Origin of the sequence: uncultured Sulfitobacter sp., from assembly GCF_947502895.1 — a bacterium.
Taxonomy (GTDB): Bacteria; Pseudomonadota; Alphaproteobacteria; order Rhodobacterales; family Rhodobacteraceae; genus Sulfitobacter.
The window spans coordinates 781,100-805,770 of record NZ_CANNBM010000001.1 but is presented as its reverse complement, the minus strand read 5'-3'; the positions used below and the strand labels follow the sequence as shown (position 1 = coordinate 805,770).

The window sequence follows — 24,671 nt, the reverse complement described above, 5'->3', positions numbered from 1 at the left end:
TCACCATGCAGGCGGCACATGCGCTTCTCGAAACTCAGGCTGACAGGCTTCAAAAGCTTTGTTGACCCCACCGATCTGATCATCGCGGATGGTTTGACGGGTGTTGTGGGGCCGAATGGCTGTGGGAAGTCGAACCTGCTGGAGGCGCTGCGCTGGGTCATGGGGGAAAACCGCCCCACGGCCATGCGCGGTGGCGGCATGGAGGACGTGATTTTTGCGGGGGCGGCCACGCGGCCCGCGCGCAACTTTGCCGAAGTTTCCCTGCAGATTGATAACAGTGAGCGGTTGGCCCCCGCGGGGTTCAACGAGAGTGATAACCTCGACATTGTTAGGCGCATCACCCGCGATGTGGGCAGTGCCTATAAAGCGGCGGGAAAGGATGTGCGCGCGCGCGATGTGCAGATGCTGTTTGCCGATGCCTCGACTGGTGCGCATAGCCCTGCTTTGGTGCGGCAAGGGCAGATTAGTGAACTGATCAACGCCAAGCCCAAGAACCGCCGCCGTATTCTGGAGGAAGCGGCGGGGATTTCGGGCCTCTATGCGCGGCGGCATGAGGCCGAGTTAAAGTTGAACGGGGCCGAGACCAATCTGGCCCGCGTGGATGACGTGATTGAGCAGTTGGCGGCGCAACTCGCGCAGTTGGCGCGGCAGGCGCGACAGGCGGCGCGGTATCGCGAGATTGGCGATCAGTTGCGGCGGAGCGAGGGCATGTTGCTGTACCGCCGCTGGCGCGAAGCAGATGATGCACGCGCACGGGCCGAGGATGAGTTGCGCCAGCGGGTGACAGCGGCGGCACAAGCTGAAGCTTTGGTGCGCAGCTGTGCCAAGGCGCGGCAGGAAGCGGAAGACGCCTTGCCCGCTCTGCGCGAAGAGGATGCGATTGCAGCAGCCGTGGTGCAGCGTCTGGTCGTGCAACGTGATACGCTGAGCGAGCGCGAGGCGCGTGCGACTGCGTTGATAGAGACATTGCAGGGCCGTATTGACCAGCTTGCCCGTGATATTGACCGCGAAAGCGGCCTGAACCGCGATGCGGGCGAAACGATCGAGCGGTTGGAATGGGAGGCGCGGGAACTGGCCAAGGCGGGTGAGGGGCACGAGGAAGCCTTGGAGCAGGCTGCGCTGACTGCCAAGGAAGCCGCCGCTGTATTGCAAACGCGCGAGGCTGATCTGAGCCAGCAGACCGAAGATGTGGCGCGGCTTGCCGCGCGCTACGGCTCGGCCGAGCGGCTGTTGGAGGATAACCGCAAGACGCAAGCCAAGTCCGAGGCCGAGGCCGTGCGCGCGCGGGAGGCCGTGGCAGCGAGTGAGGCTGCCCTTGCCAAAGCGGCAAGTGATTTTGATACGGCGACTGTAGCAGAGAAGGCGGCCGTGGCGGCGGCAGAGGCAGCCGACGCAGCCTTGATTGCAGCGGAAGACGCGCGGGCGCAAACCCAAGCGCGCGAGGCCGAAGCGCGGGCGGAACGCTCGGAAGCTGAGGGTGAGATGAACGCCCTGCGTGCAGAGACCACCGCCCTAGCCAAACTGGTAGAGCGGGACACGGCAGAGGGCGGCCAGATTTTGGACCGTTTGCAGGTGGAACACGGGTTCGAGAAGGCGCTGGGCGCGGCATTGGCCGATGATCTGCGGGCGCCCGAAGTGGATGCTGACGGGCCATCCGGGTGGTCCACGCTGGCGGCTTATTCGGACGTGCAACCCTTGCCTGCGGGCGTCACACCTCTGACCAATCATGTGTCTTGCCCTGATGTGCTGGACCGCCGTATGGCGCAGGTCGGGCTGGTAGATGCGGATGATGGCCCGCAGTTGCAGGCAGCCTTGCGCCCCGGTCAGCGGCTTGTCTCGCTTGAGGGGGATTTGTGGCGGTGGGACGGGTTCCGCGCTTGGGCCGAGGATGCGCCATCGGCTGCGGCGTTGCGGTTGCAGCAGTTGAACCGTCTGGAGGTTTTGAAGCAATCGTTGGAGCAGGCGAGCCAGCGCGCAGAAGGGGCGCGGGCCGCCCATGAGAGCCTGACAGCGCAGTTGGCCGCGCAAGCAGAGGCGGACAAGCGCGCGCGCGAGGCGCGGCGGGATGCGGACCGCGCAGTGGCCGATGCGGGCCGCGCGCTGAGCCGTGTGGAAGCGGACCGCAATCTGGCAGCAGGGCGTCTGGAATCGCTGGGCCTCGCCGTGACACGCCACGAGGAAGAAGCGATGGGCGCGCGGGCGCGGGTGCTGGAGGCCGAGCGGGCCTTGGCCGATCTAGGCGATCTGGGCGATGCACGCGCGGCTGTGGAAGATCTGCGCATGACCGTGGAGGCGGCGCGGATCACGATGATGTCGCGTCGTTCAGGCCACGACGAGTTGCGTCGTGAGGGCGAGGCACGGACCAAGCGTGCGCAGGAAGTGACCAAAGAGTTGAGCGGTTGGCGGCACCGTCTGGAGACCGCGGAAAAGCGCAGCGCCGAATTGGTCGAACGCAAGGAGGCGACGGAGGCAGAGCTGAAAGAAGCAGGTGCAGCGCCCGCCGAGATTGCCGCGCAGCGCGATAAATTGGGCGCACAGATCAGCACATCAGAGGCGCGGCGTGCGCAGGCGATGGACAAGCTGAGCACAGCGGAAGGCACCCTGCGTGAGGCCACATTGGCAGAGCGCGAAGCGGAGCGCACCGCATCCGAGGCCCGCGAAGCGCGCGCACGCTCTGAAGCGCGCAGCGATGCCGCGCGTGAGACGGTAGGTGCCGCAGCCGAGCGGATCGCAGAGGACCAGCAGCTAACCCCGAACCAGTTGCTAACGCAGTTGGATGCCAACCCCGATGATATCCCTGCCGCTGATACGCTGGAGGCGGATGTGAACCGTCTCAAACGCCAGCGCGATGCCTTGGGGGCCGTGAACCTGCGCGCCGAGGAAGACGCCAAGGACGTGCAGGTCGAGCATGACGAGTTGGTGCATGAAAAGGCCGATCTGGAAGAGGCGATCAAGACGCTGCGTTCCGGCATTGCCAGCCTGAACCGTGAAGGGCGCGAACGGTTGCTGACCGCGTTCGAGCAGGTGAACACGAATTTCTCGCTGCTGTTTACCCATCTGTTTGGCGGCGGCGAGGCCAATCTGGTGATGGTGGAGAGTGATGATCCGCTGGAGGCGGGCCTTGAGATTATGTGCCAGCCGCCGGGCAAAAAGCTGAGCACGCTCAGCTTGCTGAGCGGGGGTGAGCAGACGCTGACCGCTATGGCGCTGATCTTTGCGGTCTTCCTTGCCAATCCTGCACCGATTTGTGTGCTCGATGAGGTGGACGCGCCGCTGGATGATGCCAATGTGACGCGGTTCTGCGACCTGCTCGATGAGATGTGCCGCCAGACGGACACGCGGTTCCTCATCATCACGCACCACGCGGTGACCATGGCGCGGATGGACCGATTGTTCGGTGTGACCATGGCAGAGCAGGGCGTAAGCCAGCTTGTCTCGGTTGATCTGAAAAAGGCGGAAACGCTGGTCGCGTGATTGTGCGTGGTGTGCAGGCCGCGCGGCGGCTAGGCTAAGGTCATGCGCTATCTGATTGCCTTGTTAATGCTGCCGACATCCCTTTGGGCATCTGATTTTGCCATGCTGGAGGGCGACATGCCCCTGACGTATGATGAAGTTGTCACCATGACGGCCCGCCCTGTGGTCGAGTTTTATGAGGGTGGTCAATCGCGTTATTCGGCGGGTGGGGCGTATAGCTACAGCTATGAGGGCGGCGGGACGGCCTTTGGCACGTATTCCGTCGCTGCGGACGGGACAATTTGTATTCTGTACCGCAACGGGCGTGACCGCTGCGACCGATTTGTGCGCAGCCATGGCAGGCTGGTGATGCTGACGCAGGATGGCCAGCGGTTTGCGATCAGGCCTTAGGTTTTACCTGCTCCACCGGACCGCCTGCCTTTTCCCATGTGCTGAAGCCTTCTTTGATGTGCGCAGCGTCAAAGCCCATGTCCTGCAAGGTGGCCACCGAGATGGCCGAGCGCCAGCCAGAGGCGCAGTGAAAGACGAACTTTTTATCCTGCGCAAAGACATCTTTGAAATAGGGGCTGTCGGGATCGACCCAGAATTCGAGCATGCCACGCGGGCAATGGAAGCTGCCAGGGATGAAGCCGGTACGCTCCCGCTCGCGCGGGTCGCGCAGATCGACGATCTGCACGGCAGGGTCGTTGACCATGGCGATGGCATCCGCTGTCTCGATCTCCTCGATGCGGGCGCGGGCATTGGCGACCATCTGGGCGGCGGTGGTTTTGAGGGTCATCGTGTTTTCTTTCCCTCTAGCTTGGCGAGGAAGGCGGGGGTGGGCCATGCATCTGCTGGCAGTTTCAGGCGGATTTGCTCTTTTTGCACGGCGTCGCGGGTATTGGCGCCGAGGATGCCATCCACTTTGCCCACGTTATAGCCGCGCTGTTGCAACGCACGTTGCAGGCGTTTCATCTGGTTGCCGCTGAGGCCTTTTTCTGGATTGCCCGCGTTATAGACCTGTGCGCCATTGAGGCGGGTGGCGAAATAGGCGGCGGTCAGAACGTAGGTGAACGACTGGTTCCATTCGAAATAGACGTTGAAATTGGGATAGGCGAGGAAGGCAGGCCCGCGCCGCCCTTGGGGCAGGATCAGCGAGGCGCGCAGGTTGTTTGCCAGTCGCCCGTCGCGCGGTTTGACCCCCAGTTTGGCCCAGTCCGAGGCGCGCTTTTGCGTTTTCAGGCCGGTGAGGGACCAGTCGAAATTCTGCGGAACGATGACCTCGTCAATCCATGGCTCGCCTTTGCGCCAGCCGAGTGATCTGAGCATTTTGCCTGCCGAGACAAGCGCATCGGGCGCAGAGGTTTTGAGCGACACGCGGCCATCGCCATCGCCATCTGTGCCGTTTTCGATGATGTCGCGGGGCAGCATCTGGACCATCCCGATCTCGCCTGCCCATGCGCCTGTGGTCTTGGCGGGGTTGAACTGTCCGCGCTTGAACAGCTCCATCGCGGCAAAGACCTGCGGACGAAAGAGGTTGGGGCGGCGGCAATCATGGGCGAGGGTGACAAGCGCGTTGGCGGTGTTGAAGTTGCCCTGAATTTTGCCAAAGTCAGTCTCGAACGCCCAGAAGGCCAGCAGCACGCCACGGTCCACGCCGTACCGCTGTTCGACGGTGTTGAAGACGCGGGCATATTTCTTGCCGTTGGCGCGGCCACGGTTGATGCGGTCATTGGAAATCAGGCGGCGGGAGAAATCGACAAAGGGGCGCTGGAACACACCCTGCGAACGGTCGGCGCGCAGCACGGCGTTGTCTTTGCGCACGGAGGCGAGGAAACGCTCGGCGGTGGCTTTGTCGATGCCGTTGCGCGGTGCCTCGGACACGAGGCCCGATTTGAAGCTGCTAAAGCTGCCGCCACAAGCGGCGTGGGCTGCGGTGGCAAGGGGAGAGAGGGCCAGAAGGGCCGCGAGAAATGTGGAGCGCATGAAATACCTTTGATCTTTTACTTATCCGACAAATACCAACAGGGCGGTCAGGCCCAACATCAATCCCCATGCCTGCCAGAGGCGGCTTAGGGCAGCATCAATCTGCGCTGGGCCGATCTGGCGCGCACCTGCGCCGCCTACCCATGCAAACTGCTGCATTTCCCCATCATAGGCGCGCGGACCTGCCAAGGCTACATTAATAGCGCGTGCCATTGCCGCCTCGGGCCAGCCCGCATTGGGCGAGCGGTGGCGGCTGGCATCGGCATAGATGGCGCGCAGATCGCCCAGCACGCCTGCGGGCAATGCAATCAGCAGGCAGGTCAGGCGGGCGGGAATGAGATTGAGTGCATCGTCCATCACAGCAGCGGCCTTGCCGAAACGCTCGTATTTCGGGGTGCGGTAGCCGATCATGCTGTCGGCGGTGTTGACGGCCTTGTAGACCAGCAATGCAGGCAGACCGCCCACCAGAAACCAGAAGGCGGGGGCAATCACCCCGTCCGATAGGTTTTCGGCGGCGCTTTCAATGGCGGCGCGGGCGGTGGCAGGTTCGTCCATCTGCGTGGTATCGCGGCTGACGATCATGGCGACCGCACGGCGACCATCGCCGAGCGATACGCGCAATCCATCAGCCACAGCTGCCACATGTTGCACAAGCGAGCGGTGCGCCAAAAGGATCGCAGCGAGGATGATCTGGACTGCATCTCCGAGCAGGCCGAGTTGGAGGGCAATGCTCTTGACCACCGTCCCCAGCAGGTAGGCCCCAGTCATCAGCAACGCGAGGGCGAGGACGCCCGCAAGGATGCTGCCTGCCCCGTGGTTGAGCGTACGGTCGAGTGCGGTGACCGCGCGGCCCATCAGCACGGCAGGATGCGGCAGGCGCGACCAGAGCCAGCGCGGCTCTCCCATCACGGCGTCAAGCAACAGGGCAAAGAGGAGGAGGGTTGGAGTGCTCATTATTCGGGTGCTTTTATGGCGGAGCCGATCCTGCCCCATGCGTCAGGCGCAGGTAGGCCGAGGCGCAGCCAGCGCGGGTTATAGGAGAAAGTACGGCTCCAGACATGATGGCGGGCGAGGCGGGTTTGCCATATTGCGGCGTCGGGCACGTCATACAGGCGAAAAAGGCTGGTCCCGCCTACAGTTTTCGCTCCTGCCTGCTTCATCGCGGCATCAAGGCGGGCGGCATCATCTGTCAGGCGCTGGCGGGTGTTATGCGCCCAGTGCAGATCATTCAGGGCTGCCGTGCCGATGGTAAGGGCAGGGCCAGAGACAGGCCAGGGGCCCAGCATCTGGGCCAGTTCTTCGATCAACGCAGGGGCGCCTATCACAAAGCCCAAGCGCAGACCTGCCAGCCCCCAGAACTTGCCAAAACTTTTGAGAATCAGCGTGTCGGTGCGACCGGCTTGGGCGATGAGGGAGGCATCGGGCATCACGTCACAAAAGCTTTCGTCCACCACGCGCAGGGGGGCATTCAGATCCTGTGCGCTGAAGATACGTCCGTCGGGGTTGTTGGGATGCACGATGACTTGGGCGTCAGCGATTTGAGTGTCAGGGATATGAGGGTCTGGTGTGCTGTCTGCCACGTGCCAGCCTGCGGCGGAAAAGGCGGCGGCATGTTCGTTATAGGTCGGTGCTGCGATATGGACCCGACCTGCGCGGCGCAGGCGGGGAATCATTGCAATCGGCGCGGAGGCACCTGGCGTGGCGAGGATGGCTGCGCCTTCGGGGACCTGCCAGAAATCGCGCGCGGCGTCCAACAGCGCGGTTTGTGCGGCGTGATCGGGGAGGGCTGTCCATGCGTCCTGTGCCAGCTGGCCAATGGGGTATGCTACGGGATTGATGCCGGTCGAAAGGTCAATCCAATCGCGTCTTGCGCCGCCAAACCGACGTGCCGCTGCATCAATTCCACCACCGTGTTCTTGTATTTTTTTTACCAATTGGTTAACTCATATGTGGGGGCTGGCTGGAATCTGCCGATTTTTCAGACTCGTCAAAGCGGGGTTTGGTATAACTATCAATAGGTGGTTAAACTGACCGAGTAAAATCGCTTTTGGTTGGTTCCTCCCGCAGTTGTTTTACTGCTTTTCGATGTCCGAGGGGGCTTTGATATGACTGTCTGCGAATCCCGAACGACCAGCGTTCTCATCGTTGAGAGCGTGCCCGAGCTTGCCACTGTGTGGCAGCGCCATCTGCTGCGGCAGGGGATGAACGCGTGCTGTGTCAGAGGGCAGGAGGATGCCATAGCGCATCTGTCCCAAAACGAGACCGATATTATTATCCTTGATTTGGTAATTGAAGAAGGATCGGCGCTGGCGATTGCGGATTATGCCAATTACCGCCAGCCTGAAGCGCGGGTGATCTTTGTGACCAATACAAGCTTTTTCTCGGACGGGTCGATTTTTGCCCATTCGGCCAATGCGCGTGCATTTGTACAAAGCAATACGCCGCCAGAAGATCTGGCGGCGATGGCGGCGCATTACGGGGCAGAGCCGCGGGCGAGCTGACGCCTAACCGCGACCGTGTGGCGCGTGCCAGTCAATTACTGGATTTATCGGCATAATCCTGTTGGGATTTATGGTGTCGTGGCTGTAGTGGTAGTGGCGCACGATGTGATCGAAATGCACCGTTTCGGCCACGCCTTTCCATTGAAACAGCTCACGCGTGTAGGCCCATAGGTTGGGATAATCCACAATGCGCTTGCGGTTGCATTTGAAGTGCTGGTGATAGACCAGATCAAAGCGCACCAGTGTCGTGAACAACCGCCAGTCGGCCTCGGTGATGCGCGCGCCTGTCAGGTAGCGGTTGCGCGACAGGATATCCTCGATCCAGTCCAGCGTGTCGAACAGCGGATAGACGGCGGCGTCATATGCCTCTTGGGTCGTGGCAAATCCTGATTTGTAAACGCCGTTGTTGAACGTGTCATAGATACGCCCGTTCACGGCCTCGATATCTGGGTGCAGGGGGGCGTGCCAGTAATTGTCGGTATTGCCCGTGATGCCGTCGAAGGCGCTGTTGAACATGCGAATAATCTCGGACGATTCGTTTGACACGATGGTGGCGCGCTGTTTGTCCCACAGGATCGGCACAGTCACGCGGCCAGTGAAATCGGGCACGGCGCGGGTATAAATGTCGCGTGCGAAGGGCAGGCCGAATTGCGTGTCACCCGTGGCCCCGTCAAAATCGGTCTCGAACGTCCAGCCATCGCCCAGCATATCGGGGTGCACGACCGAGACGTCGATCAGGGGTGCAAGGCCTTTGAGCGCGCGGAATATCAAGGTGCGGTGCGCCCATGGGCAGGCATGGCTGACATAAAGATGATAGCGACCTGCCTCGGCCTGAAATCCGCCGTCGCCGGTGGGGCCTGCGCTGCCGTCTGCGGTGATCCAGTTGCGAAACCCTGCCTGGGTACGCTTGAACGCGCCGCCGCTTTCTTTGGTGTCGTACCATTTGTCGTGCCATTGGCCGTCGATGAGCAGTCCCATGGGGGTATCTCCTGTTGTTGCTTAACGCAGATGTAACAATGTGGTGGCACAGTGCGAAGACGCAGGCCCGCGCAGGAGCGGTGCGAAAATGCACATTGAGACATAAAGTTTCAAAAACGTGTTGCCATGCGAAACTATTGGAATACCTTGGCCGTGTAACGCTGGAGAAGAATCATGGATATATTTCTGCCCAAAGGATTTGAGCCGGGCCGTGCCCGCGCCCCGATGAGCCGCCCTGCACGCACGCAGCGCCTGTGTGTTGAGGCGGGCGGTGTGTATTATCCTGTGCTACGCCGTTGGGCTACGGGATTTGCCGTGGCCGCAGGGGACGCGCCTGAATTGCACGGTTTGGTGAACCTGTATGACGGGGCGACCCATCTGCATGAATGTCTGGTTACGGGCCATGAGGCCGCAGGTGGTGAGATGATTTTCACGGTCAAGAAGTCATCAGGTGTTGATTATACGGCCGCTGCGCATATCGGCGACGATGTCAAAGGGCAGAGCGCGCGGGGCTGACAAGCCGTTGCGACAACCGCAGAAAAAAGGGCGTCCCAATCGGGGCGCCCTTTCTCTTTTATTGTGTCCGGAGGGTCTTATTGCAGGTCTTTGAAGGCCTCAGCGAGGCGGTCACATGCCTCTTGGACCCGCGCGCGGGGGGTGGCGATGTTGAACCGCAGATAGCTTTCGCCGCCTTTGCCGAAGGTGGGGCCGTGGTTGGCCGCAATGCCTGCGCCCTGCTCGACCCTTTTGGTAAACTCCTTGCGGGTCATGCCTGTATCGGCAAAGTCGACCCACGCGAGGTATGTCGCCTCTAGCGGCATGGATTTAAGACCGGGGATGGCATTGACTGCTGTGTCGAACAAGCGGCGGTTGCCATCAAGATAGGCGATCAGATCATCGACCCACGCGGCCCCTTCGGGCGAATAGGCGGCGGTGGCCATGAAGAGGCCAAAGCTGTTGGGTGACAGACCCAGCGCCATCATCCGCGCGCCGAATTTCTCGCGCAGCGCGGGATCGGCGATGATGACATTGCCCGAGTGTGACCCTGCAATGTTAAAAGTTTTAGTGGTGGCAGTCATCATGACAAGGCGGTCTTCGATCCCGTCGATCAGCGCCATTGCCGTATGTTTCTGGTCTGGCATGACCAGATCATGGTGGATTTCATCCGAGACGAGCACCAGATCGTGACGCTTGGCAAAATCGGCCACGGCCTGCAATTCATCGCGGCGCCAGACGCAGCCTCCCGGATTATGGGGCGAACAGAGGATGACCATTTTTTCGTTGCCTGTCATTTGCGCATCGTAGGCGTCAAAATCCATGCGGTAGCGGCCGTTCTCCTGCACCATCTCGCACTCGACAACCTGCCGCTCGGCGGCGTTAATCACCTTGGCAAAGGCGTGATAGACGGGGGTGAACAGCACGACGCCGTCCCCTTTTTCGGTGAAGGCATCGACGCACATAGCGGTGCCGTTGACCAAACCGTGTGTGGTAAAGATGTGTGCCGGGTCCAGATCCCAGTTGTGACGCTCTTTCATCCACCACTGGATCGCCGCGCGGTATTTGCTGTCGTCGCCGAAATAGCCGTAAACGCCGTGGTTGACCATGTTCTGGACAGCGTCCTGCACCACGGGGGCGGTCGCAAAATCCATATCGGCCACCCACATCGAAATGCCTGTATCGGCGGGAACGCCATAGATGCTCTCCATTCCGTCCCATTTCACACAATGGGTGCCGCGGCGTTCAATCGGGGTGTCAAAGCTCATGGTGGGTCTCTCCGTCAGGGGTTTGGTGCAGGGTAGCGGTGCCAGACTTATGTGCAAGCCCTGCTTGCGGGATGCGGGGGCATGCCCTACATCAACTTGCATGAAACGCCCTATTCTTTATCACCCCGACCCCCGCCTGAAAAAGTCCTGCGCGCCCGTGCAGGATTTGACCGATGATTTGCGCACGCTGGCTGATGATATGCTGGCGACGATGTATGACGCGCCGGGTGTGGGGCTTGCCGCGCCGCAGGTGGGTGTGCTGAACCGCCTGATCGTGCTGGACTGTGTGAAAGCCGAAGGCGAGAAACCGCGCCCGCTGATCATGTTCAACCCGCAGATCGTCGCCAGCTCGGAAGAGCTGAATACCTATGAAGAAGGGTGCCTGAGTATTCCCGAGCAGTTTGCCGATGTGACGCGCCCCGCCGAGGTAGAAGTCACGTGGATTGACCGTGACGGTGTTGAGCAGCGCGAGGGGATGGACGGGCTGTGGGCCACCTGCGTGCAGCACGAGATTGACCATCTGGACGGCAAGCTGTTTATCGACCATCTCAAACCGCTGCGCCGTCAGATGATTACCCGTAAGATGGTGAAATTCAAACGTGAGCTGGCGCGCGGATGAGCGTGCTGGAGATCGTGAAGTGGCCTGATCCGTGTCTGATGGAAATCTGCCCTCCGGTCGAGACGATCACGCCCGAGATTGAAAAACTGGCCGCCGACATGTTGGAAACGATGTATGCAGCCCCCGGTCGCGGGTTGGCCGCGCCTCAGGTTGGGGTGCTGGCGCGGGTGTTTGTGATGGATGTAGGATGGAAAGAGGGCAAGCCTGACCCGCTGGTGTGTATCAATCCCATGTTGCAAGAAGTGAGCGAGGAGCGGGCGACCAATGCCGAAGGCTGCCTGAGCATCCCCGGTGTGAGCGCAGATATCTCGCGGCCCGCGCAGGTGCAGATGGTCTGGACAGGTCTCAACGGCGGTCGGTTTGTGCAAAGCTTTTGCGGGTTTGCCGCTGCCTGTGTGCAGCATGAGTTGGATCATCTGGACGGTGTGGTGACATTTGACCATCTGGATGCGGACACCCGCGCGGCACTGGAAGCGGAGTATGCGGCATGACGGTACGGACAATTCTGGAGTGGCCTGACAAGCGCCTGCGCATGCCCGCGCAGGAGGTGGACGCCATTGACGACACGGTGCGCGCCCACTGGCAGGACATGATCGACACGATGGACGCGATGCCTGGTGTAGGGCTTGGTGCGCCGCAGATCGGTGTGATGTTGCGGCTGGCGGTCGTTGACACCTCCGAGGCGCGGGACAAACGTATCAGGCTCGCCAATCCTGAAATAATAGATGCCTCGGCCATTATGAATGTGCACGAAGAAGCATCGCCCTGCCTGCCCGGTGTGTCGGCGAAGGTGTCGCGCCCGCGCGGGGTGCGTGTGCGCTATCTCGACGAGAGCGGCAGTGTGGTTGAGCGGGACTTTGTGGGGCTGGATGCGACCAGCGTGCAGCACCAGATCGACCATCTGGAGGGCAAGCTGTATTTCGAGCGGCTGAGCAAGGTGAAGCGCGACATGTTGCTGAAGCGTGCGCGCAAGTTGAGGGGCTAGAGCCAATGCGGATTGTATTCATGGGGACGCCGGATTTTTCGGTGCCGGTGTTGGACGCATTGGTGGAGGCGGGCCACGAGATTGCCGCCGTTTATTCCCAGCCACCGCGCCCTGCGGGACGGGGCAAGAAGGACCGTGCGAGCCCTGTGCATCAGCGGGCCGAGATTTTGGGGCTGGACGTGCGCACGCCTGTGTCGTTGCGCACGGATGAGGCGCTGACAGAGTTTATGGCGTTGAACGCAGATGTCGCGGTGGTGGTGGCCTATGGCTTAATCCTGCCCCAAGCGATACTGGACGCCCCTGTGCGGGGATGTTTGAACATCCACGCCAGCCTGCTGCCGCGCTGGCGGGGGGCTGCGCCCATTCACCGCGCTATTATGGCGGGGGATGCGCAGACGGGTGTATGCATCATGCAGATGGAAGCAGGGCTGGACACCGGCCCTGTACTGCTGCGCGAGGCTGTGGATATCGGTGCGCGCGAGACGACAGCACAGTTGCATGACCGTCTGAGCGTGCTGGGCGCGGATTTGATTGTGCGTGCGCTGGGCGCTTTGGACAGTCTTGCAGCGCAGGTGCAACCCGAAGACGGCGTGACCTATGCTGCCAAGATCGACAAGGCCGAGGCGCAGATTGACTGGGGCCGTCCCGCCGTTGAGATCGATCGGCAGATCCGCGGGCTGTCGCCCTTTCCGGGGGCGTGGTTTGAACATGACGGGGTGCGCATCAAAGTTCTGGGATCGCATCTGGTTGAGAATGCGGGGCCAGCGGGTGCGGTGTTGGACGGCGCGTTGCATGTGGCCTGTGGCGAGGGGGCTGTCGCGCTCACCCGCTTGCAAAAGGCGGGCAAAGGCGCGCAGGATGCCGAAACCTTCCAGCGCGGTGCGCAGATCGCTGTGGGCACAGATTTAGGCAGAGGATAGAACGCCATGTTTCCTACAATGATCGGAACAGTCGTTATTGCGGGTATTGTCGGCTATCTGGCTGAAAAGACACAGTTTACGCATAACGGTATTTTGCAGAGCATCATCATCTGTGTGGGCGGGGCGTTTGTGTTCTATTTTGTGCGACTTATGTTCGGCTTCGGGTTTTCCTCGCCGGGGTTGAACGCGATCGTATCGTCAATCGGGGCGCTGATTATTGTGCCGTTTCACTGGCGGAAATGACGGTCAGGGGGCGCTGCCCCCTTGGCCCTATGGGCCAATTCACCCGGAGGATTTAAGGCCAAGAAAAATAGAGGCTAGGCCTTGGGTGGTGTGCTTTTGTAGACGGGCAGGTGCCAGCCGAACTGGATGGAGCCAGCACGCAAGACCCATGTGACCGCTGCACCGATCAGAAGAATATAGGGTGTTTCGGGCAGGTAGGTTTTGAGCATTGCAGCGGTTGCCGCACCCGCGAAGGCGGCTGTCACGTAAAGCTCGCCCTGTTTGAGGACGACCGGGACGTCGCCCACCACCACATCGCGCATCAGCCCCCCCATGCAGCCTGTGACAATGCCCATGAGGATGATGATGGTGGGGGACTGGGCAAGGCTGATTGCGACACCTGCTCCTGCCGCGACAGCCACGGCGAGGGCGAGACTGTCGAGCCAGATGATCGCGCGCAGGCGTGATTCCAGCAGGTGGGCGGTGAAAAAGATAATAAGGGCTGCCGCTGCTGCCGCCCCGAGATAGGCGGGTTGGGCGATCCAGAATATCGGGTTTCTGTCGAGCAGCAGATCGCGGATAGTGCCACCGCCTACGGCTGTGAGGCAGGCGATAAAAGCAAAGCCCACCAGATCAAGCTGGGCGCGGCTGGCGACCAGCGCACCTGTGATCGCAAAGACGATGACAGCGGCGTAATCGAGGAAGGTGATGAGGGTCATAAGGTGGTTTTGATCCAGTCGAGGGCGCGGGCGTCTTTTGCGTCCAGCCCGTCCACGGCCGCATCGAGGGATATCCACGAGAACTGCAACAGCTGGCTGCTATGTGCGCAGAGATGCTGCCAGCGGTCGCGCACGGGGGGTACGATACGGCACAGGGCAAAGTGCCAATGTGCGTCAGGCTGGATATCTGGCGATGTGCCAATAGGCAGGGCGGCGCGGGTTTCGAGGCCGCTGACCGCATATAGATGGCGTGCAGCGGTAGCAGTCGCGGCCTGCTCCGTGTCTGACGGGGCGCTGAGCAGTTGCAGACCCTGTGTCGGATGTTGGCATATCGCGATGCGCCGTATCCCGCCGTCAGGATGCAAGGCTACAGGGCAGGCGACCAGTCTCATTTAGGTTTGAACGGGGCCATGCCAGCGCGGGCCAGCGCGTCTGCACGTTCGTTTTCGGGATGGCCTGCGTGCCCCTTTACCCATTCCCATGTAACGCGGTGGCGCGCGTTTGCGGCGTCAAGGCGCTGCCACAGCTCTACGTTTTTCACGGGTTTTTTCGCAGCATTTTTCCAGCCGTTTTTCTTCCAGCCGAAGATCCAGCCGGTGATGCCGTTTTTGACATAGTTGCTATCGGTCACCAGCGTGATTTCTGTATCGCGGTCCAGCGCCTCGAGCGCGTGGATAGCGGCGAGGAGTTCCATGCGGTTGTTGGTGGTATTGGCCTCGCCACCTTTCAACTCACGTTCTTTCACGACCTTGTCGCCGTCCATTGCCTGCATCAAGGCACCCCAGCCGCCCGGGCCGGGATTGCCTGAACAGGCGCCGTCTGTGTATGCGTAAAGTTTAGCCATATGCGGCGAGTGCTATCCAATCGGCATAGGTGCCGTCCAGCCCTTTACCGCTGCCGGTATGCTTTTTTGTGACGGTAAAGCCTGCTGTGGTCAGCAGACCGCGCAATTCTTCTTCGGTAACGTAGGTATATTGGCGGCCGATGCGGTCGCGGGCGGTTGTGTCGCCCAGTTTCATCGCCATGTGGAAGGTGCCGTTTGGTTCGAGAGCTATGTGCAGGGCATTCAGGATTGCGGGGAGGGTGCTGCGCGCTGCGTGTAGCAGGCTGAAGTTTGCCCAGATGCCATCGTATATATTGGTGCCGCTGATTTGTTCGAAGGTTTTGACTTCGGCGTGGATGTCGGGGCTTTTGGGGACCAGTGCGATCATTTCGGGGACGGCATCTGTAGCATGGACCTTTAGACCAGCCTTTGCCATGACGCCCGCCGCGGTGCCGGGGCCGCAGCCGAGGTCAAGTACGCGGCCACCGCTGGGAAGGGCTGCGATGAAGCTGGTGAGAAGCGGGTCGCTGCTGAGGTCGGCGTTGGTGAGGGAGGCATATTTCCGCGATTGGTCGGCGTAGATCTTGAGGGTTTCTGCATCGCTCATACGAAGGCCGTGATGGTAAGGCAGATGAGAACGATTGCTGTCAGGAGCAGCCGCAGGGACATCCACCATGAGGGGGTCAGACCCCAGCGGAAAAACGTAGTATCGAGGACGAGCAGGCCTGCAAAGCCGATCATCAGATTGAGGCTGGCTGTGTTTGGGCCGAAGCCCGTCATGAAGAAAGCCCATAGGGCAGGCAATACGGACAGGATATAGCCTGTTGTTGCGCGTGTGCCTGTCGCTTTGGTGGCAAAACCCCAAAGGACGCCGGACATGAAGGACAAAATGATCGCGCCATAGAAAAGCTGGACGTAGGGGCCTGTAAAACGTGCGCCAAGGGTGGTTGCGCTGAGGTCGTTAAGGGAGGGGCTGAGCACGGTTGCGGCCCCCCAAAGAAAGGGGATCAGACCTGCAAGGCCAAGCAGAAGAGGGGAGCGGGGAATGCCGTGCATCAGGCCCGCTCAAACGCCAAGCGGCCTGCGAGGGCGGCAAAGATCGCTGCGAAGGAGCGGCTGAGCCATGCCATCACACGCGGAGATCCCAGGAGTTGCGCGCGCGCTGCAGCGGCGAAGATGCCATAGAGAACAAAGACTGCAAAAGTGAGCGCCATGAAGACCGCGCCGAGCAGGGCCATTTCCGCTGTGGCAGTGGCAGGGACGCCCGACAGGAAGGGCGGCAGCAGGGCCAGAAAGAAGATCGACAGCTTCGGATTGAGAATGTTGATCAGCGCGCCGCGCCGCGCGATGCGCCAGCCGCTTTGTCTTGTGTCAGAGGCCTGAACATTGAGCGCACCGCCGTCCTTGAGCGCTTGCCATGCAAGGTAGAGCAGATAGGCAACGCCCGCCCATTTTACAGCGGTAAAGAGAAGCGCGGAGGTGTGTAGAACAGCAGCCAGACCCAGCGTTGCAGCAGCAAGGTGTGGGACTATGCCGAAGGTGCAGCCGAGGGCAGCCCAGAGCGCGGCGCGGCGTCCTTGGCCCAGACCGAGGGCGAGGGTATAGACCACGCCCGTGCCGGGAATGACGACGACGACGAGCGCGGTAAGCAGAAACTGGAGCGTGATCATAGGGAGCGGCCTTTGGGTTATGCGTTGTCTTAGGCTACGATGGAGCGGTGGGTGTTGTGAAGAGTGGAATGAGGGGGCGGCGCGAAGGAATTGCGGTATCCGCCAGGCGCCCGCTTTGCGGCCTTGGACACCCGCTGAGTGTGCCGCAAACCCTGCAAGTCTGACCCGCTGACTTCAAACGAGCACAGAGGAAAATTGTATGGTCGCCAGTCAATACTCATCGCTTGTTCCAGAACTGTCGTGTTCTGACTTTCCAGCGGGTCTGAAGTTCTACACGCAAGTGCTCGGTTTCGAGGTCATGCACGGGCGGGCTGAGAAGGGTTTTGCGTATCTTGGGCTTGGTCAGGTTCAAATTATGATTGAACAGACTAATGGCTTTTGGAGCACTGGGGAGATGCAAAAACCATATGGGAGAGGGATCAACTTTCAAATTCTCGTAGACAACGTCAGGCAGCTCCGCAGACGTGTCGGAAGCCATGGCATTTCAGTTTTCGCGGATTTGGAGACGTCATGGTATCGGATTGACGAGAAAGAGCGCGGTCAGATCGAATTTCTAATCCAAGATCCTGATGGATACCTTCTGAGGTTCAGTGAGTATATCGGTGATAGACCAATCACATAGCGTACTTTGCTGCCGTTAGGAGCGACACCGGTGGTCACCAGTTCTGGCTGACATGTTCTGAAAGTGCTTATCGCGGCTATGGTGCATGACCGTTTATCAGTGAGCATTCCCGGCGGCTGCCTTCAAACGGTGGTGCGCGATGAAGCGCTGTCACTGTACAGGGCTTGGATAGAACGGGCCAGATCAAGGCAAGCTTTCAATACCGACACTGCGCCAGAGGCGGCAGCAGTGATTTGTGTGCGCAAAACGGTTTGGTGATGCTGGGGCGTTGAGAGCGTTCCAAACCGCTCGGTTGAGCAAGTGTAAAGGCTATCGTTTCTTCATTGGCAGGACGGCGATACGCGTTCCATGCTCTGGCAGTTGATCCGAGTTGAAATCAAAAATGGGTGCTGCAGCCCTTTTTAATTTGACTGCTAAATTAAAAAGGGGCTAACAATGAAAATGACCAAAAAATGCTACATTGGATTTGACTTGGGGACCTCGGGCTTGCGCGGTCTGCTTGTGGATGAGGGCGGCGCGACCATTGCCTCGCATGAGGTGAGTTATGCGTCACAGCGCCCCGAGAGAGGGTGGAGCGAGCAAGATCCTGCAAACTGGATCGCCGCCTGTGGTGCTGTTGTGCAGCAGTTGCGTGCGCAAGTGCCGGACGAATGGGCCTGTGTCGCGGGCATTGGTGTGTCCGGCCACATGCACGGGGCGGTCCTGTTGGATCGCGGTGGCGCTGTGGTGCGGCCCTGTATGCTCTGGAATGATACACGCAGCCATATAGAGGCAGCGAGCCTTGATGGTGTGGACCGTGTGCGGGAGGTGTCGGGCAACATCGTCTTTCCCGGGTTTACAGCGCCCAAGCTCATGTGGGTCGCAACCCACGAGCCAGAGAATTTTTCGAAGACGGCTAAAGTCCTGCTGCCAGCGGCATATCTCAACTTTTGGCTCACCGGAGCTTATGTCGCGGATATGTCCGATTCTGCGGGAACATCTTGGCTTGATGTGGGCGCGCGGGATTGGTCACAGGAATTGCTGGACGCCAGCGGAATGACACGTTCGCAGATGCCCGACCTTGTCGAGGGGTCGCATGTGGCAGCAGCCTTGCGGGCTGATCTGGCGCGCGATTGGGGCCTTTCACCCGCTGTGCAGGTTGCGGGAGGCGCTGGTGACAATGCCGCGGCTGCCTGCGGCGCAGGCGTGTTGAAAGAGGGACAGGGCTTTATCTCGCTTGGTACATCCGGTGTTTTGCTGGCGGCACGCGATAGCTATGCGCCCAATGCTGCCTCGGCTGTGCACACGTTTTGCCATGCTGTGCCGGATCGCTGGTATCAGATGGGTGTAATTCTTGCGGCGACGGACTGTCTGAATTGGCTGGCTTCGGTGACGGGGCAAACGCCTGCGGCGCTGACATCTGCGTTGGGTGATACATTGACAGCGCCAAGTGATCTAAAGTTCATGCCGTATCTTTCCGGAGAGCGAACGCCGCATAACGACAGCCAAATTCGGGGCAGTTTCATCGGGCTGGATATCGGGACAACAACCAAAGATATGACGCACGCTGTCTTGGCGGGCGTGGCGTACGCGTTGCGCGACAGCTATGAGGCGTTAAAGACGACAGGTGTTGAACTGCATGAGGTTCTGGCTCTGGGTGGCGGGACGAAATCGCGTCTCTGGGTCGAGATGGTGGCCACTGTCCTGAACCTGCCGCTTGCCGTACCCGCAGATGGCGATTTTGGCGCGGCTTTGGGGGCTGCGCGTTTGGCGCAATGTGCGGTGACGGGTGCTGATCCTGCAACGGTCATGACTGCGCCTGATATCGACGAAATCATACAGCCAAACCCTGCCCTGATCGCCGCCTACGATGCCGGCTACATTCAGTACAAACGACTATATCCAGCAATGAAAGCCCTGTTATGAGCACCGATTTTTTCAAAGACATTTCACCGATCACATTCGCAGGGGCAGACAGCGCCGATCCCATGGCGTTCCATCACTATAACCCTGACGAGATGCTGGGCGGCAAACGGATGGAAGAGCATTTGCGTTTTGCCGTGGCCTATTGGCACAGCTTCGCATGGGAGGGGGGCGATCCGTTTGGTGGTCAAACGCTGGAGCGTCCTTGGCACCCGCAAGACACAATGGCGAATGCCAAGCTCAAAGCCGATGCCGCCTTCGAGATGTTTCGTATCCTTGGGGCGCCCTATTTTTGCTTTCACGATGCTGATGTGCGTCCCGAGGGCAGCAACTATGCCGAAAACACCAGCCGTCTGGACGAGATGACTGATTATTTCGGGACCAAGATGGAAGAAACCGGCACCAAGTTGCTGTGGGGGACCGCAAATACCTTTTCGCATCGCCGCTATATGTCGGGGGGATCTACAAACCCCGATCCTGACGTTTTTGCCTTTATGGCAGCGACAGTAAAAAGCTGCATGGACGCGACGCAAAAACTGGGCGGTGAGAACTATGTCCTGTGGGGCGGGCGCGAAGGCTATGAGACATTGCTCAACACCGATATGGGGCAGGAATTGGATCATATGGGCCGCTTCCTGAACATGGTGGTGGATTACAAACACAAGATTGGTTTCAAAGGTGCGATCTTGGTGGAGCCCAAGCCGCAGGAGCCGTCCAAACATCAATATGATTATGATGCGGCGACTTGTTTCGGGTTTTTGCAAAAGTACGGCCTTGAAAAAGAAGTGAAGCTGAATCTTGAGCAGGGTCATGCGATCCTTGCGGGCCACAGTTTCGAGCATGAGATAGCGACAGCGGCGGCACTGGGTGTGTTTGGCTCTATTGATATGAACCGCAATGATTATCAGTCGGGTTGGGACACCGACCAGTTCCCCAATAATGTGCCTGAAGTGGCATTGGCTTATTATCACATCCTCAAGGCAGGCGGTTTTGATACGGGTGGCACTAATTTCGACGCAAAGCTGCGGCGGCAGTCCCTCGATGCGGTAGATCTGATTGCCAGCCATGTCGGTGCGATGGATGTCTGTGCGCGCGGGTTGAAGGCGGCCCATGCGATGCTGGAGGACGGCGGTCTGGAGACAGCGTTGGCCGAGCGCTATGCGGGGTGGGAAACGCCTGAGGCCCGCGCGATGCTGGGGAGTGATCTTGGCAGCATTACCGATCGTGTTTTGGCGCAGGATATCAACCCGCAGCCACGTTCGGGGCGGCAGGAAATCCTTGAGAATTACGTAAACCGCTTTGTCTGATCGGTTCGGCACAGTCGGCCTTTGCGGGCTCGCGGCAGTGGTGGCGGTCCCGTTCACTCTGTGGGCGCAGACGCTGCCGCTGCCGCAGGCGGATGCGACTTTTGCCGCGTTTGGCGCAGACGAAGTAGCCCTTGGCAGGTTGCTGTTTTACGATCCCGTTTTGTCGGGGTCTCGCGAGGTGTCATGTGCCACATGTCATCATCCGCGTATGGCTACGGCGGATGGGGTCTCGCTGGGGCTGGGCGATGGGGCCAGCGGGCTGGGGCGTGACCGCGTGGTTGACCCCGACAACCTGCCAGAAGTTCGTATTCCGCGCAATGCGCCGGCCTTGTTCAATCTGGGCGCGGCGGAGTTCACAGTTTTTTTCCATGATGGTCGTTTGGAGGCTGATCCGGACAAACCGCATGGCATTCGCACACCACTGAGCGATGATATGCTGGCGGGGTTCGCCTCGGCCCTGTCTGCGCAGGCGATGTTTCCGGTGCTGTCGGCGGATGAAATGGCGGGGCACTACGGCGAGAATGATGTCGCCAAGGCGGTGCGTCAGGGGCTTTTGACGGGGCAGGGCGGTGCGTGGGATATCATCGCCACGCGGGTTTCCATGATCCCCGAATACCGCCAGCGGTTTGATGCGGTGATCGGAGAGGGAACCGAAATTACCTTTCCTGCCATATCAGATGCGCTTGCGGCGTTTATTGCGCAGGAGTGGCGCGCGGACCAAAGCCCGTTTGATCTGTACCTGCGCGAAGGCAAGCCACTGTCCGAAGAGGCGGCAGCGGGCATGGCTTTGTTTTACGGCAAGGCGGATTGCGCGGCCTGTCACACTGGACAATTCCAGACTGACCACAGCTTTCATGCGATTGCGATGCCGCAGATCGGCCCGGGCAAATCGGCACGCTTCGAGAGCCATGCGCGTGATACGGGACGTATGCGCGTGACGGGTGATCCCGCAGATGCCTATGCGTTTCGAACGCCATCGCTGCGCAATGTGGCGCTGACAGCCCCCTATGGGCACAGCGGTTCTTTTGCGACGTTGCGGGGGGTGGTTTTGCACCACCTTGATCCTGTTACCTCGCTGGAGAGTTACGATATCTCCCAAGCGGTTTTGCCGCCCATGGATGGCGCAGCTGATGATTGGTTTATGCAGCGTCGGGACGAGATTGCAGCTGTTGCCGCGGCAAATGATCTAGCGCCTGTTAGGCTGAACAGTCGCGAAGTGGACCAGATTATCGCATTTCTACATGCGTTGACCGATGACACGTCTTTGCGGGCGGGATCAGGTGTACCCGTGACAGTGCCAAGTGGTCTAAAAGTCGATCAATAGTCCACCCCCCTCGCGGGTCAGGGTGGTATGGGTGTTGGCAAGGAGCGTGACCCATTCGCTGATTTCGCGGTCTGGCCAGATGATACGTGCCTGCACGGTCTGCGCTTGTCCCAACCCGAAATGTTCGGGGACGAGCACGCCACCTGCGTGACCACCGCCAATCGTGATCTCGCGGGCGACTGTTTTGTTTGCGACCTTAAGTTCGATCCATGCCCCGACTGCGTTGCGATTTGGCGCGGCTTGGATGGGCGCGATGGTTACGAAGTTTCCCGCCTGCGTAGTGGTGTTTTGCCAGACCTCCAAAGGGGCGCGGCGGTTTACCACCGCCACATCAAGCAGGCCGTTGCGGTTGAGATCCACCAGTGCTGCGCCACGGCTACGGGCCATGCTGAGCAATCCTGCACTGCTGCCACGCTCGATAAAGCCGGTTGGCGTCTGGACCAACAGATTGTTTGGATCGTCAAAGGCACTGCCCGGCATCTGGTCGACATTGCCTTTTGTCACAAACAGATCATCCAGCCCGTCATTCTGTACATCACCAAACACAGCATGCCACCCCGTTGAGGGGCGCCCGTCGCCGCCCTCGTAGGGCATGTGGGCTGTCACGCCAAAGCTGTAGGAGGCGTCGCGGTAGGTCGGGCCTTCACCTTCACGCAGTTGCAACCGCTGATCGCCCATGGAGGTCAGATAGACATCCGGCAAGCCATCACCCGAAACATCGCGGCTGGCGATGCCCATGCCCCAAAGCTCATGCTTGAGCCATCCGTCCTCGGGGCCAAACAGGCGTGGTGTAGGCTCCATCGCCCAAAGCTGTTCCTGTCCGCCGCGCACATAGTAATGGCGATCATTCGAGACGCGCAGATCCTGCCGGCCTGCGCGCGCCCAATCGGTAAACAGCATCGACAGGGTGCAGAACCCCACGGTCAACAGGTCCGGCTCTTTGTAGGTCGCGTGCGCCGGGCGATATAGCTCATGCGCATCGCAGGCTTTGAAGGGGCCATCAGGGTCGCTGCGGTCAACGTAGTTTCCAAAAACCAGCGTTGGCCGTGTGTTCGCGCCTTCCCATGTGGCGGAAAAGGAGGTGGTCCAGCGGTCGGATGTCGGGAGGGCTACTTGCGTGAATTGACAGTCGCCGAGCCCGCGCAGCAATTTGTTTTCTCCCACGCGCAGGACAGCCAGATCGGTCTGGCCATCATTGTCAAAATCCAGCGGGTAAGCTCCGGTCACGCCAGTGAGGGCGAGGGCGTCGGGCGTCTCGACCCGAAAAGAAATCTGCGCTGTACTGGTGTTCCGAAAAAGTTTGGCAGATGCCGTTCCGCCTGCTGCATACAGTTCTGGCAGGGTGTCGCCATCGCAGTCAAAGGCGGCGATGCCACCGCCCACAAAATGTTCCCAGCCGCCTTCATAGACGTGATCGGGGACGCCGATTGGCGTGAATGACTGGGCATAAACAGGCGCGGCCCAGAGGCAGCAAAGGAGCCTATGCCACACGATCGAGGCCGTCGCGCAAGGACATCTCGGCCACGCCCACCAAGGCAAAGGCCGCGGCCCCCCGCTCCCACATAAAATCCCCCCATTTGTGTACGATAATATCGGGTGGGGGGGCATCGACCTGCACGATAGAGGAGCGGATCACCTCAATGACTTCTTCGGCATAGAGATGGTCGAATGACATTCGTTCACCCGATAGAATGATAAGCTCTGGATCGAAGAGGTTAATCAGGTTGGACAGGCCCATTGCAAAGATGCGGCTGGACCTGTCGATGATGCTTTTTGCAGTCGGGTCGCCTTTGCGTGCCGCGGTGAGCAGGTCTTGTATACTACGCTCGGCCCCGCCTTCCTTGAACAGTGATGTGTCAAATGAGGCTTCGCGCAGCAGCGCGTAGTCAGCGACATATGCCTCAAGGCAGCCACGCTGGCCGCAGCGGCACAATGCGCCGTCGAGCTGGACTTTGGTATGGCCGAACTCCGCACCGCAGCCGCGCGTGCCACGGTACACTTTGTTATCGATCACGATGCCCATACCGACGCCTGATTCAATCGTTACTACGATGAAATTGCCCGTATTTTGAGCGTTACCCAGATATTGTTCGGCCATGGCAACAAGATTTGCATCATTGTCGAGAAAGATCGGCAGGTTCACCGCCTCTTTCAGCATTCTGGCCAGTTCGAGGTTGCGGGTGTTGAGAAAGGGGGACCAATGCACAAACCCGCGTTTTGCATCCACGATGCCCGCAATCCCCAGACCGACAGCCGACAGATCCTCGAAGACATAGTCCACATCGGCCAGTGTCGCATCAATCGCCTGTTGGATCTGGGTAATCAGGATTTCGGGGGCAGGGCGGGTCTCGGTGCGGTGGTAGGTGTGCTGTGCGACGACTTCGCCGACAAAGTTAACAAGGACCACCGAGATTGTCGTTTCCGCCACTTTCAGCCCTGCCACGAGAAAGGCGTCTGCGCGCAGTTTGAGGTTCACGCGGGGGCGGCCGCGGCGCGACTGGCTTGTCAGCTCTTCCGGGATCACTTCTTCGATCAGGCCTTGGCGGATCATATCGGCTGTGACCGTTGTGACTGTTGCGGGCGAGATGTCTGTCAGTTGCGCCAGATCAATGCGGGCAATGCGTTTTGCGCGACGGATCGCGTCCAGAAGGGCCGATCGCGAGCTGTCTTTTGATAGGTCCATCGCTTCAAAATCCTCAAATTGCTGCCTGAACTTTAGTTCAGCGACCAAAGAAATTCTATGAAATTCGTCAGTGAAATAGGCGTTTAAGGGCGATTTCGGCCAATTTTTTCGTTTGATGCGACTATTTAATTTGCCAGAAGAATTAAAAATGCTAGAAAAGTTGCATGGCAACGTGCTGAGTCTAGGCGTTGATA

27 protein-coding genes are annotated in these 24,671 nt (G+C 59.8%); 13 read left to right on the top strand and 14 right to left on the bottom strand.

The annotated features are described in order from the left end of the window. Positions 1-18: 18 nt before the first annotated feature. Both smc and Q0903_RS04055 read left to right on the top strand, forming a co-directional pair. Positions 19-3,474, top strand: coding sequence for a chromosome segregation protein SMC (smc, locus tag Q0903_RS04060; RefSeq protein WP_299413058.1), 3,456 nt, complete (start codon positions 19-21; stop codon positions 3,472-3,474). Positions 3,475-3,516: 42 nt separating this feature from the next. Further along, complete coding sequence (locus Q0903_RS04055) at positions 3,517-3,864, top strand: hypothetical protein (RefSeq protein WP_299413056.1); 348 nt, start codon at positions 3,517-3,519, stop codon at positions 3,862-3,864. Here the strand turns inward: Q0903_RS04055 and Q0903_RS04050 are convergent. The 4 genes from Q0903_RS04050 to cobD are packed head-to-tail and all read right to left on the bottom strand — an operon-like array spanning position 3,854 to position 7,373. Further along, the gene (locus tag Q0903_RS04050; protein WP_299413053.1) at positions 3,854-4,252 is read right to left on the bottom strand and encodes a rhodanese-like domain-containing protein; all 399 of its coding nucleotides are present in this window, start codon (positions 4,250-4,252) and stop codon (positions 3,854-3,856) included. The genes Q0903_RS04055 and Q0903_RS04050 overlap by 11 nt on opposite strands. Next, positions 4,249-5,439: a lytic murein transglycosylase gene (locus Q0903_RS04045; RefSeq protein WP_299025412.1), complete on the bottom strand. Its 1,191-nt coding sequence runs from the start codon at positions 5,437-5,439 to the stop codon at positions 4,249-4,251. The genes Q0903_RS04050 and Q0903_RS04045 overlap by 4 nt, the downstream gene beginning before the upstream one ends. A 21-nt stretch (positions 5,440-5,460) precedes the next feature. Continuing rightward, positions 5,461-6,393 (bottom strand): adenosylcobinamide-phosphate synthase CbiB, encoded by a 933-nt coding sequence (cbiB, locus tag Q0903_RS04040; protein ID WP_299413051.1) that lies wholly within the window; start codon positions 6,391-6,393, stop codon positions 5,461-5,463. After that, positions 6,393-7,373 carry a threonine-phosphate decarboxylase CobD gene (gene cobD / locus Q0903_RS04035; protein WP_299413048.1) on the bottom strand — a complete coding sequence of 327 codons (981 nt, stop codon included), beginning with the start codon at positions 7,371-7,373 and terminating at the stop codon, positions 6,393-6,395. Before cobD ends, cbiB begins: the two co-directional genes overlap by 1 nt. Positions 7,374-7,544: 171 nt before the next feature. Here cobD and Q0903_RS04030 point away from each other — a divergent pair, with 171 nt between their 5' ends. Continuing rightward, positions 7,545-7,940, top strand: a complete 396-nt coding sequence (locus tag Q0903_RS04030; RefSeq protein WP_299413046.1) for a response regulator — start codon at positions 7,545-7,547, stop codon at positions 7,938-7,940. Between the two features lie 3 nt (positions 7,941-7,943). On the opposite strand, the gene Q0903_RS04025 is transcribed toward Q0903_RS04030, so the two are convergent. After that, entirely contained in the window at positions 7,944-8,918 is a 975-nt protein-coding gene (locus tag Q0903_RS04025) for a glutathione S-transferase family protein (protein ID WP_299413043.1), read from the bottom strand. Between the two features lie 174 nt (positions 8,919-9,092). Between Q0903_RS04025 and Q0903_RS04020 the strand changes: the two genes are divergently transcribed. Then, positions 9,093-9,434 (top strand): hypothetical protein, encoded by a 342-nt coding sequence (locus Q0903_RS04020; protein ID WP_299413040.1) that lies wholly within the window; start codon positions 9,093-9,095, stop codon positions 9,432-9,434. Between the two features lie 77 nt (positions 9,435-9,511). Here the strand turns inward: Q0903_RS04020 and Q0903_RS04015 are convergent, their stop codons facing one another. Continuing rightward, complete coding sequence (locus Q0903_RS04015) at positions 9,512-10,681, bottom strand: MalY/PatB family protein (RefSeq protein ID WP_299413038.1); 1,170 nt, start codon at positions 10,679-10,681, stop codon at positions 9,512-9,514. Between the two features lie 100 nt (positions 10,682-10,781). On the opposite strand from Q0903_RS04015, the gene def (Q0903_RS04010) reads away from it, so the two are divergent. From def (Q0903_RS04010) to Q0903_RS03990, 5 genes are read left to right on the top strand one after another with little or no spacing between them, the layout of a single operon-like run. Then, positions 10,782-11,300 carry a peptide deformylase gene (gene def, locus Q0903_RS04010; protein ID WP_299413036.1) on the top strand — a complete coding sequence of 173 codons (519 nt, stop codon included), beginning with the start codon at positions 10,782-10,784 and terminating at the stop codon, positions 11,298-11,300. Then, complete coding sequence (def, locus tag Q0903_RS04005; RefSeq protein WP_299413033.1) at positions 11,297-11,791, top strand: peptide deformylase; 495 nt, start codon at positions 11,297-11,299, stop codon at positions 11,789-11,791. Before def (Q0903_RS04010) ends, def (Q0903_RS04005) begins: the two co-directional genes overlap by 4 nt. Further along, on the top strand, positions 11,788-12,285 hold the full coding sequence (gene def, locus Q0903_RS04000) for a peptide deformylase (protein WP_299413031.1): 498 nt from the start codon (positions 11,788-11,790) through the stop codon (positions 12,283-12,285). The genes def (Q0903_RS04005) and def (Q0903_RS04000) overlap by 4 nt, the downstream gene beginning before the upstream one ends. Positions 12,286-12,290: 5 nt before the next feature. Then, positions 12,291-13,205: a methionyl-tRNA formyltransferase gene (gene fmt / locus Q0903_RS03995; protein WP_299413028.1), complete on the top strand. Its 915-nt coding sequence runs from the start codon at positions 12,291-12,293 to the stop codon at positions 13,203-13,205. A 6-nt stretch (positions 13,206-13,211) separates the two neighbouring features. Further along, complete coding sequence (locus Q0903_RS03990; protein ID WP_299025384.1) at positions 13,212-13,448, top strand: hypothetical protein; 237 nt, start codon at positions 13,212-13,214, stop codon at positions 13,446-13,448. Between the two features lie 74 nt (positions 13,449-13,522). Here the strand turns inward: Q0903_RS03990 and Q0903_RS03985 are convergent, their stop codons facing one another. From Q0903_RS03985 to Q0903_RS03960, 6 genes are read right to left on the bottom strand one after another with little or no spacing between them, the layout of a single operon-like run. Beyond that, positions 13,523-14,146, bottom strand: a complete 624-nt coding sequence (locus tag Q0903_RS03985) for a TRIC cation channel family protein (protein ID WP_299025381.1) — start codon at positions 14,144-14,146, stop codon at positions 13,523-13,525. Continuing rightward, on the bottom strand, positions 14,143-14,538 hold the full coding sequence (locus Q0903_RS03980) for a hypothetical protein (protein ID WP_299025378.1): 396 nt from the start codon (positions 14,536-14,538) through the stop codon (positions 14,143-14,145). Before Q0903_RS03980 ends, Q0903_RS03985 begins: the two co-directional genes overlap by 4 nt. Next, entirely contained in the window at positions 14,535-14,990 is a 456-nt protein-coding gene (gene rnhA / locus Q0903_RS03975; protein ID WP_299025375.1) for a ribonuclease HI, read from the bottom strand. Before rnhA ends, Q0903_RS03980 begins: the two co-directional genes overlap by 4 nt. Beyond that, complete coding sequence (locus tag Q0903_RS03970; protein ID WP_299413024.1) at positions 14,983-15,576, bottom strand: class I SAM-dependent methyltransferase; 594 nt, start codon at positions 15,574-15,576, stop codon at positions 14,983-14,985. Before Q0903_RS03970 ends, rnhA begins: the two co-directional genes overlap by 8 nt. Further along, positions 15,573-16,025, bottom strand: coding sequence for a DUF3429 domain-containing protein (locus Q0903_RS03965; RefSeq protein WP_299025369.1), 453 nt, complete (start codon positions 16,023-16,025; stop codon positions 15,573-15,575). The genes Q0903_RS03970 and Q0903_RS03965 overlap by 4 nt, the downstream gene beginning before the upstream one ends. Next, positions 16,025-16,639 carry a LysE family translocator gene (locus Q0903_RS03960; protein ID WP_299025366.1) on the bottom strand — a complete coding sequence of 205 codons (615 nt, stop codon included), beginning with the start codon at positions 16,637-16,639 and terminating at the stop codon, positions 16,025-16,027. The genes Q0903_RS03965 and Q0903_RS03960 overlap by 1 nt, the downstream gene beginning before the upstream one ends. Positions 16,640-16,838: 199 nt before the next feature. Between Q0903_RS03960 and Q0903_RS03955 the strand changes: the two genes are divergently transcribed. From Q0903_RS03955 to Q0903_RS03940, 4 genes are all read left to right on the top strand, one after another. Continuing rightward, complete coding sequence (locus Q0903_RS03955) at positions 16,839-17,261, top strand: VOC family protein (protein WP_299413020.1); 423 nt, start codon at positions 16,839-16,841, stop codon at positions 17,259-17,261. A gap of 435 nt (positions 17,262-17,696) precedes the next feature. Then, positions 17,697-19,166, top strand: a complete 1,470-nt coding sequence (gene xylB, locus Q0903_RS03950) for a xylulokinase (RefSeq protein WP_299413017.1) — start codon at positions 17,697-17,699, stop codon at positions 19,164-19,166. Continuing rightward, positions 19,163-20,470 (top strand): xylose isomerase, encoded by a 1,308-nt coding sequence (xylA, locus tag Q0903_RS03945; protein ID WP_299413014.1) that lies wholly within the window; start codon positions 19,163-19,165, stop codon positions 20,468-20,470. Before xylB ends, xylA begins: the two co-directional genes overlap by 4 nt. Before the next feature lie 73 nt (positions 20,471-20,543). Continuing rightward, positions 20,544-21,794, top strand: coding sequence for a cytochrome c peroxidase (locus Q0903_RS03940; protein ID WP_299414473.1), 1,251 nt, complete (start codon positions 20,544-20,546; stop codon positions 21,792-21,794). Here the strand turns inward: Q0903_RS03940 and Q0903_RS03935 are convergent. Both Q0903_RS03935 and Q0903_RS03930 read right to left on the bottom strand, forming a co-directional pair. Further along, positions 21,777-23,285 carry a CRTAC1 family protein gene (locus Q0903_RS03935; RefSeq protein WP_299413011.1) on the bottom strand — a complete coding sequence of 503 codons (1,509 nt, stop codon included), beginning with the start codon at positions 23,283-23,285 and terminating at the stop codon, positions 21,777-21,779. The genes Q0903_RS03940 and Q0903_RS03935 overlap by 18 nt on opposite strands. After that, positions 23,275-24,477 (bottom strand): ROK family protein, encoded by a 1,203-nt coding sequence (locus tag Q0903_RS03930; RefSeq protein WP_299413008.1) that lies wholly within the window; start codon positions 24,475-24,477, stop codon positions 23,275-23,277. The genes Q0903_RS03935 and Q0903_RS03930 overlap by 11 nt, the downstream gene beginning before the upstream one ends. Positions 24,478-24,671 lie beyond the last annotated feature (194 nt).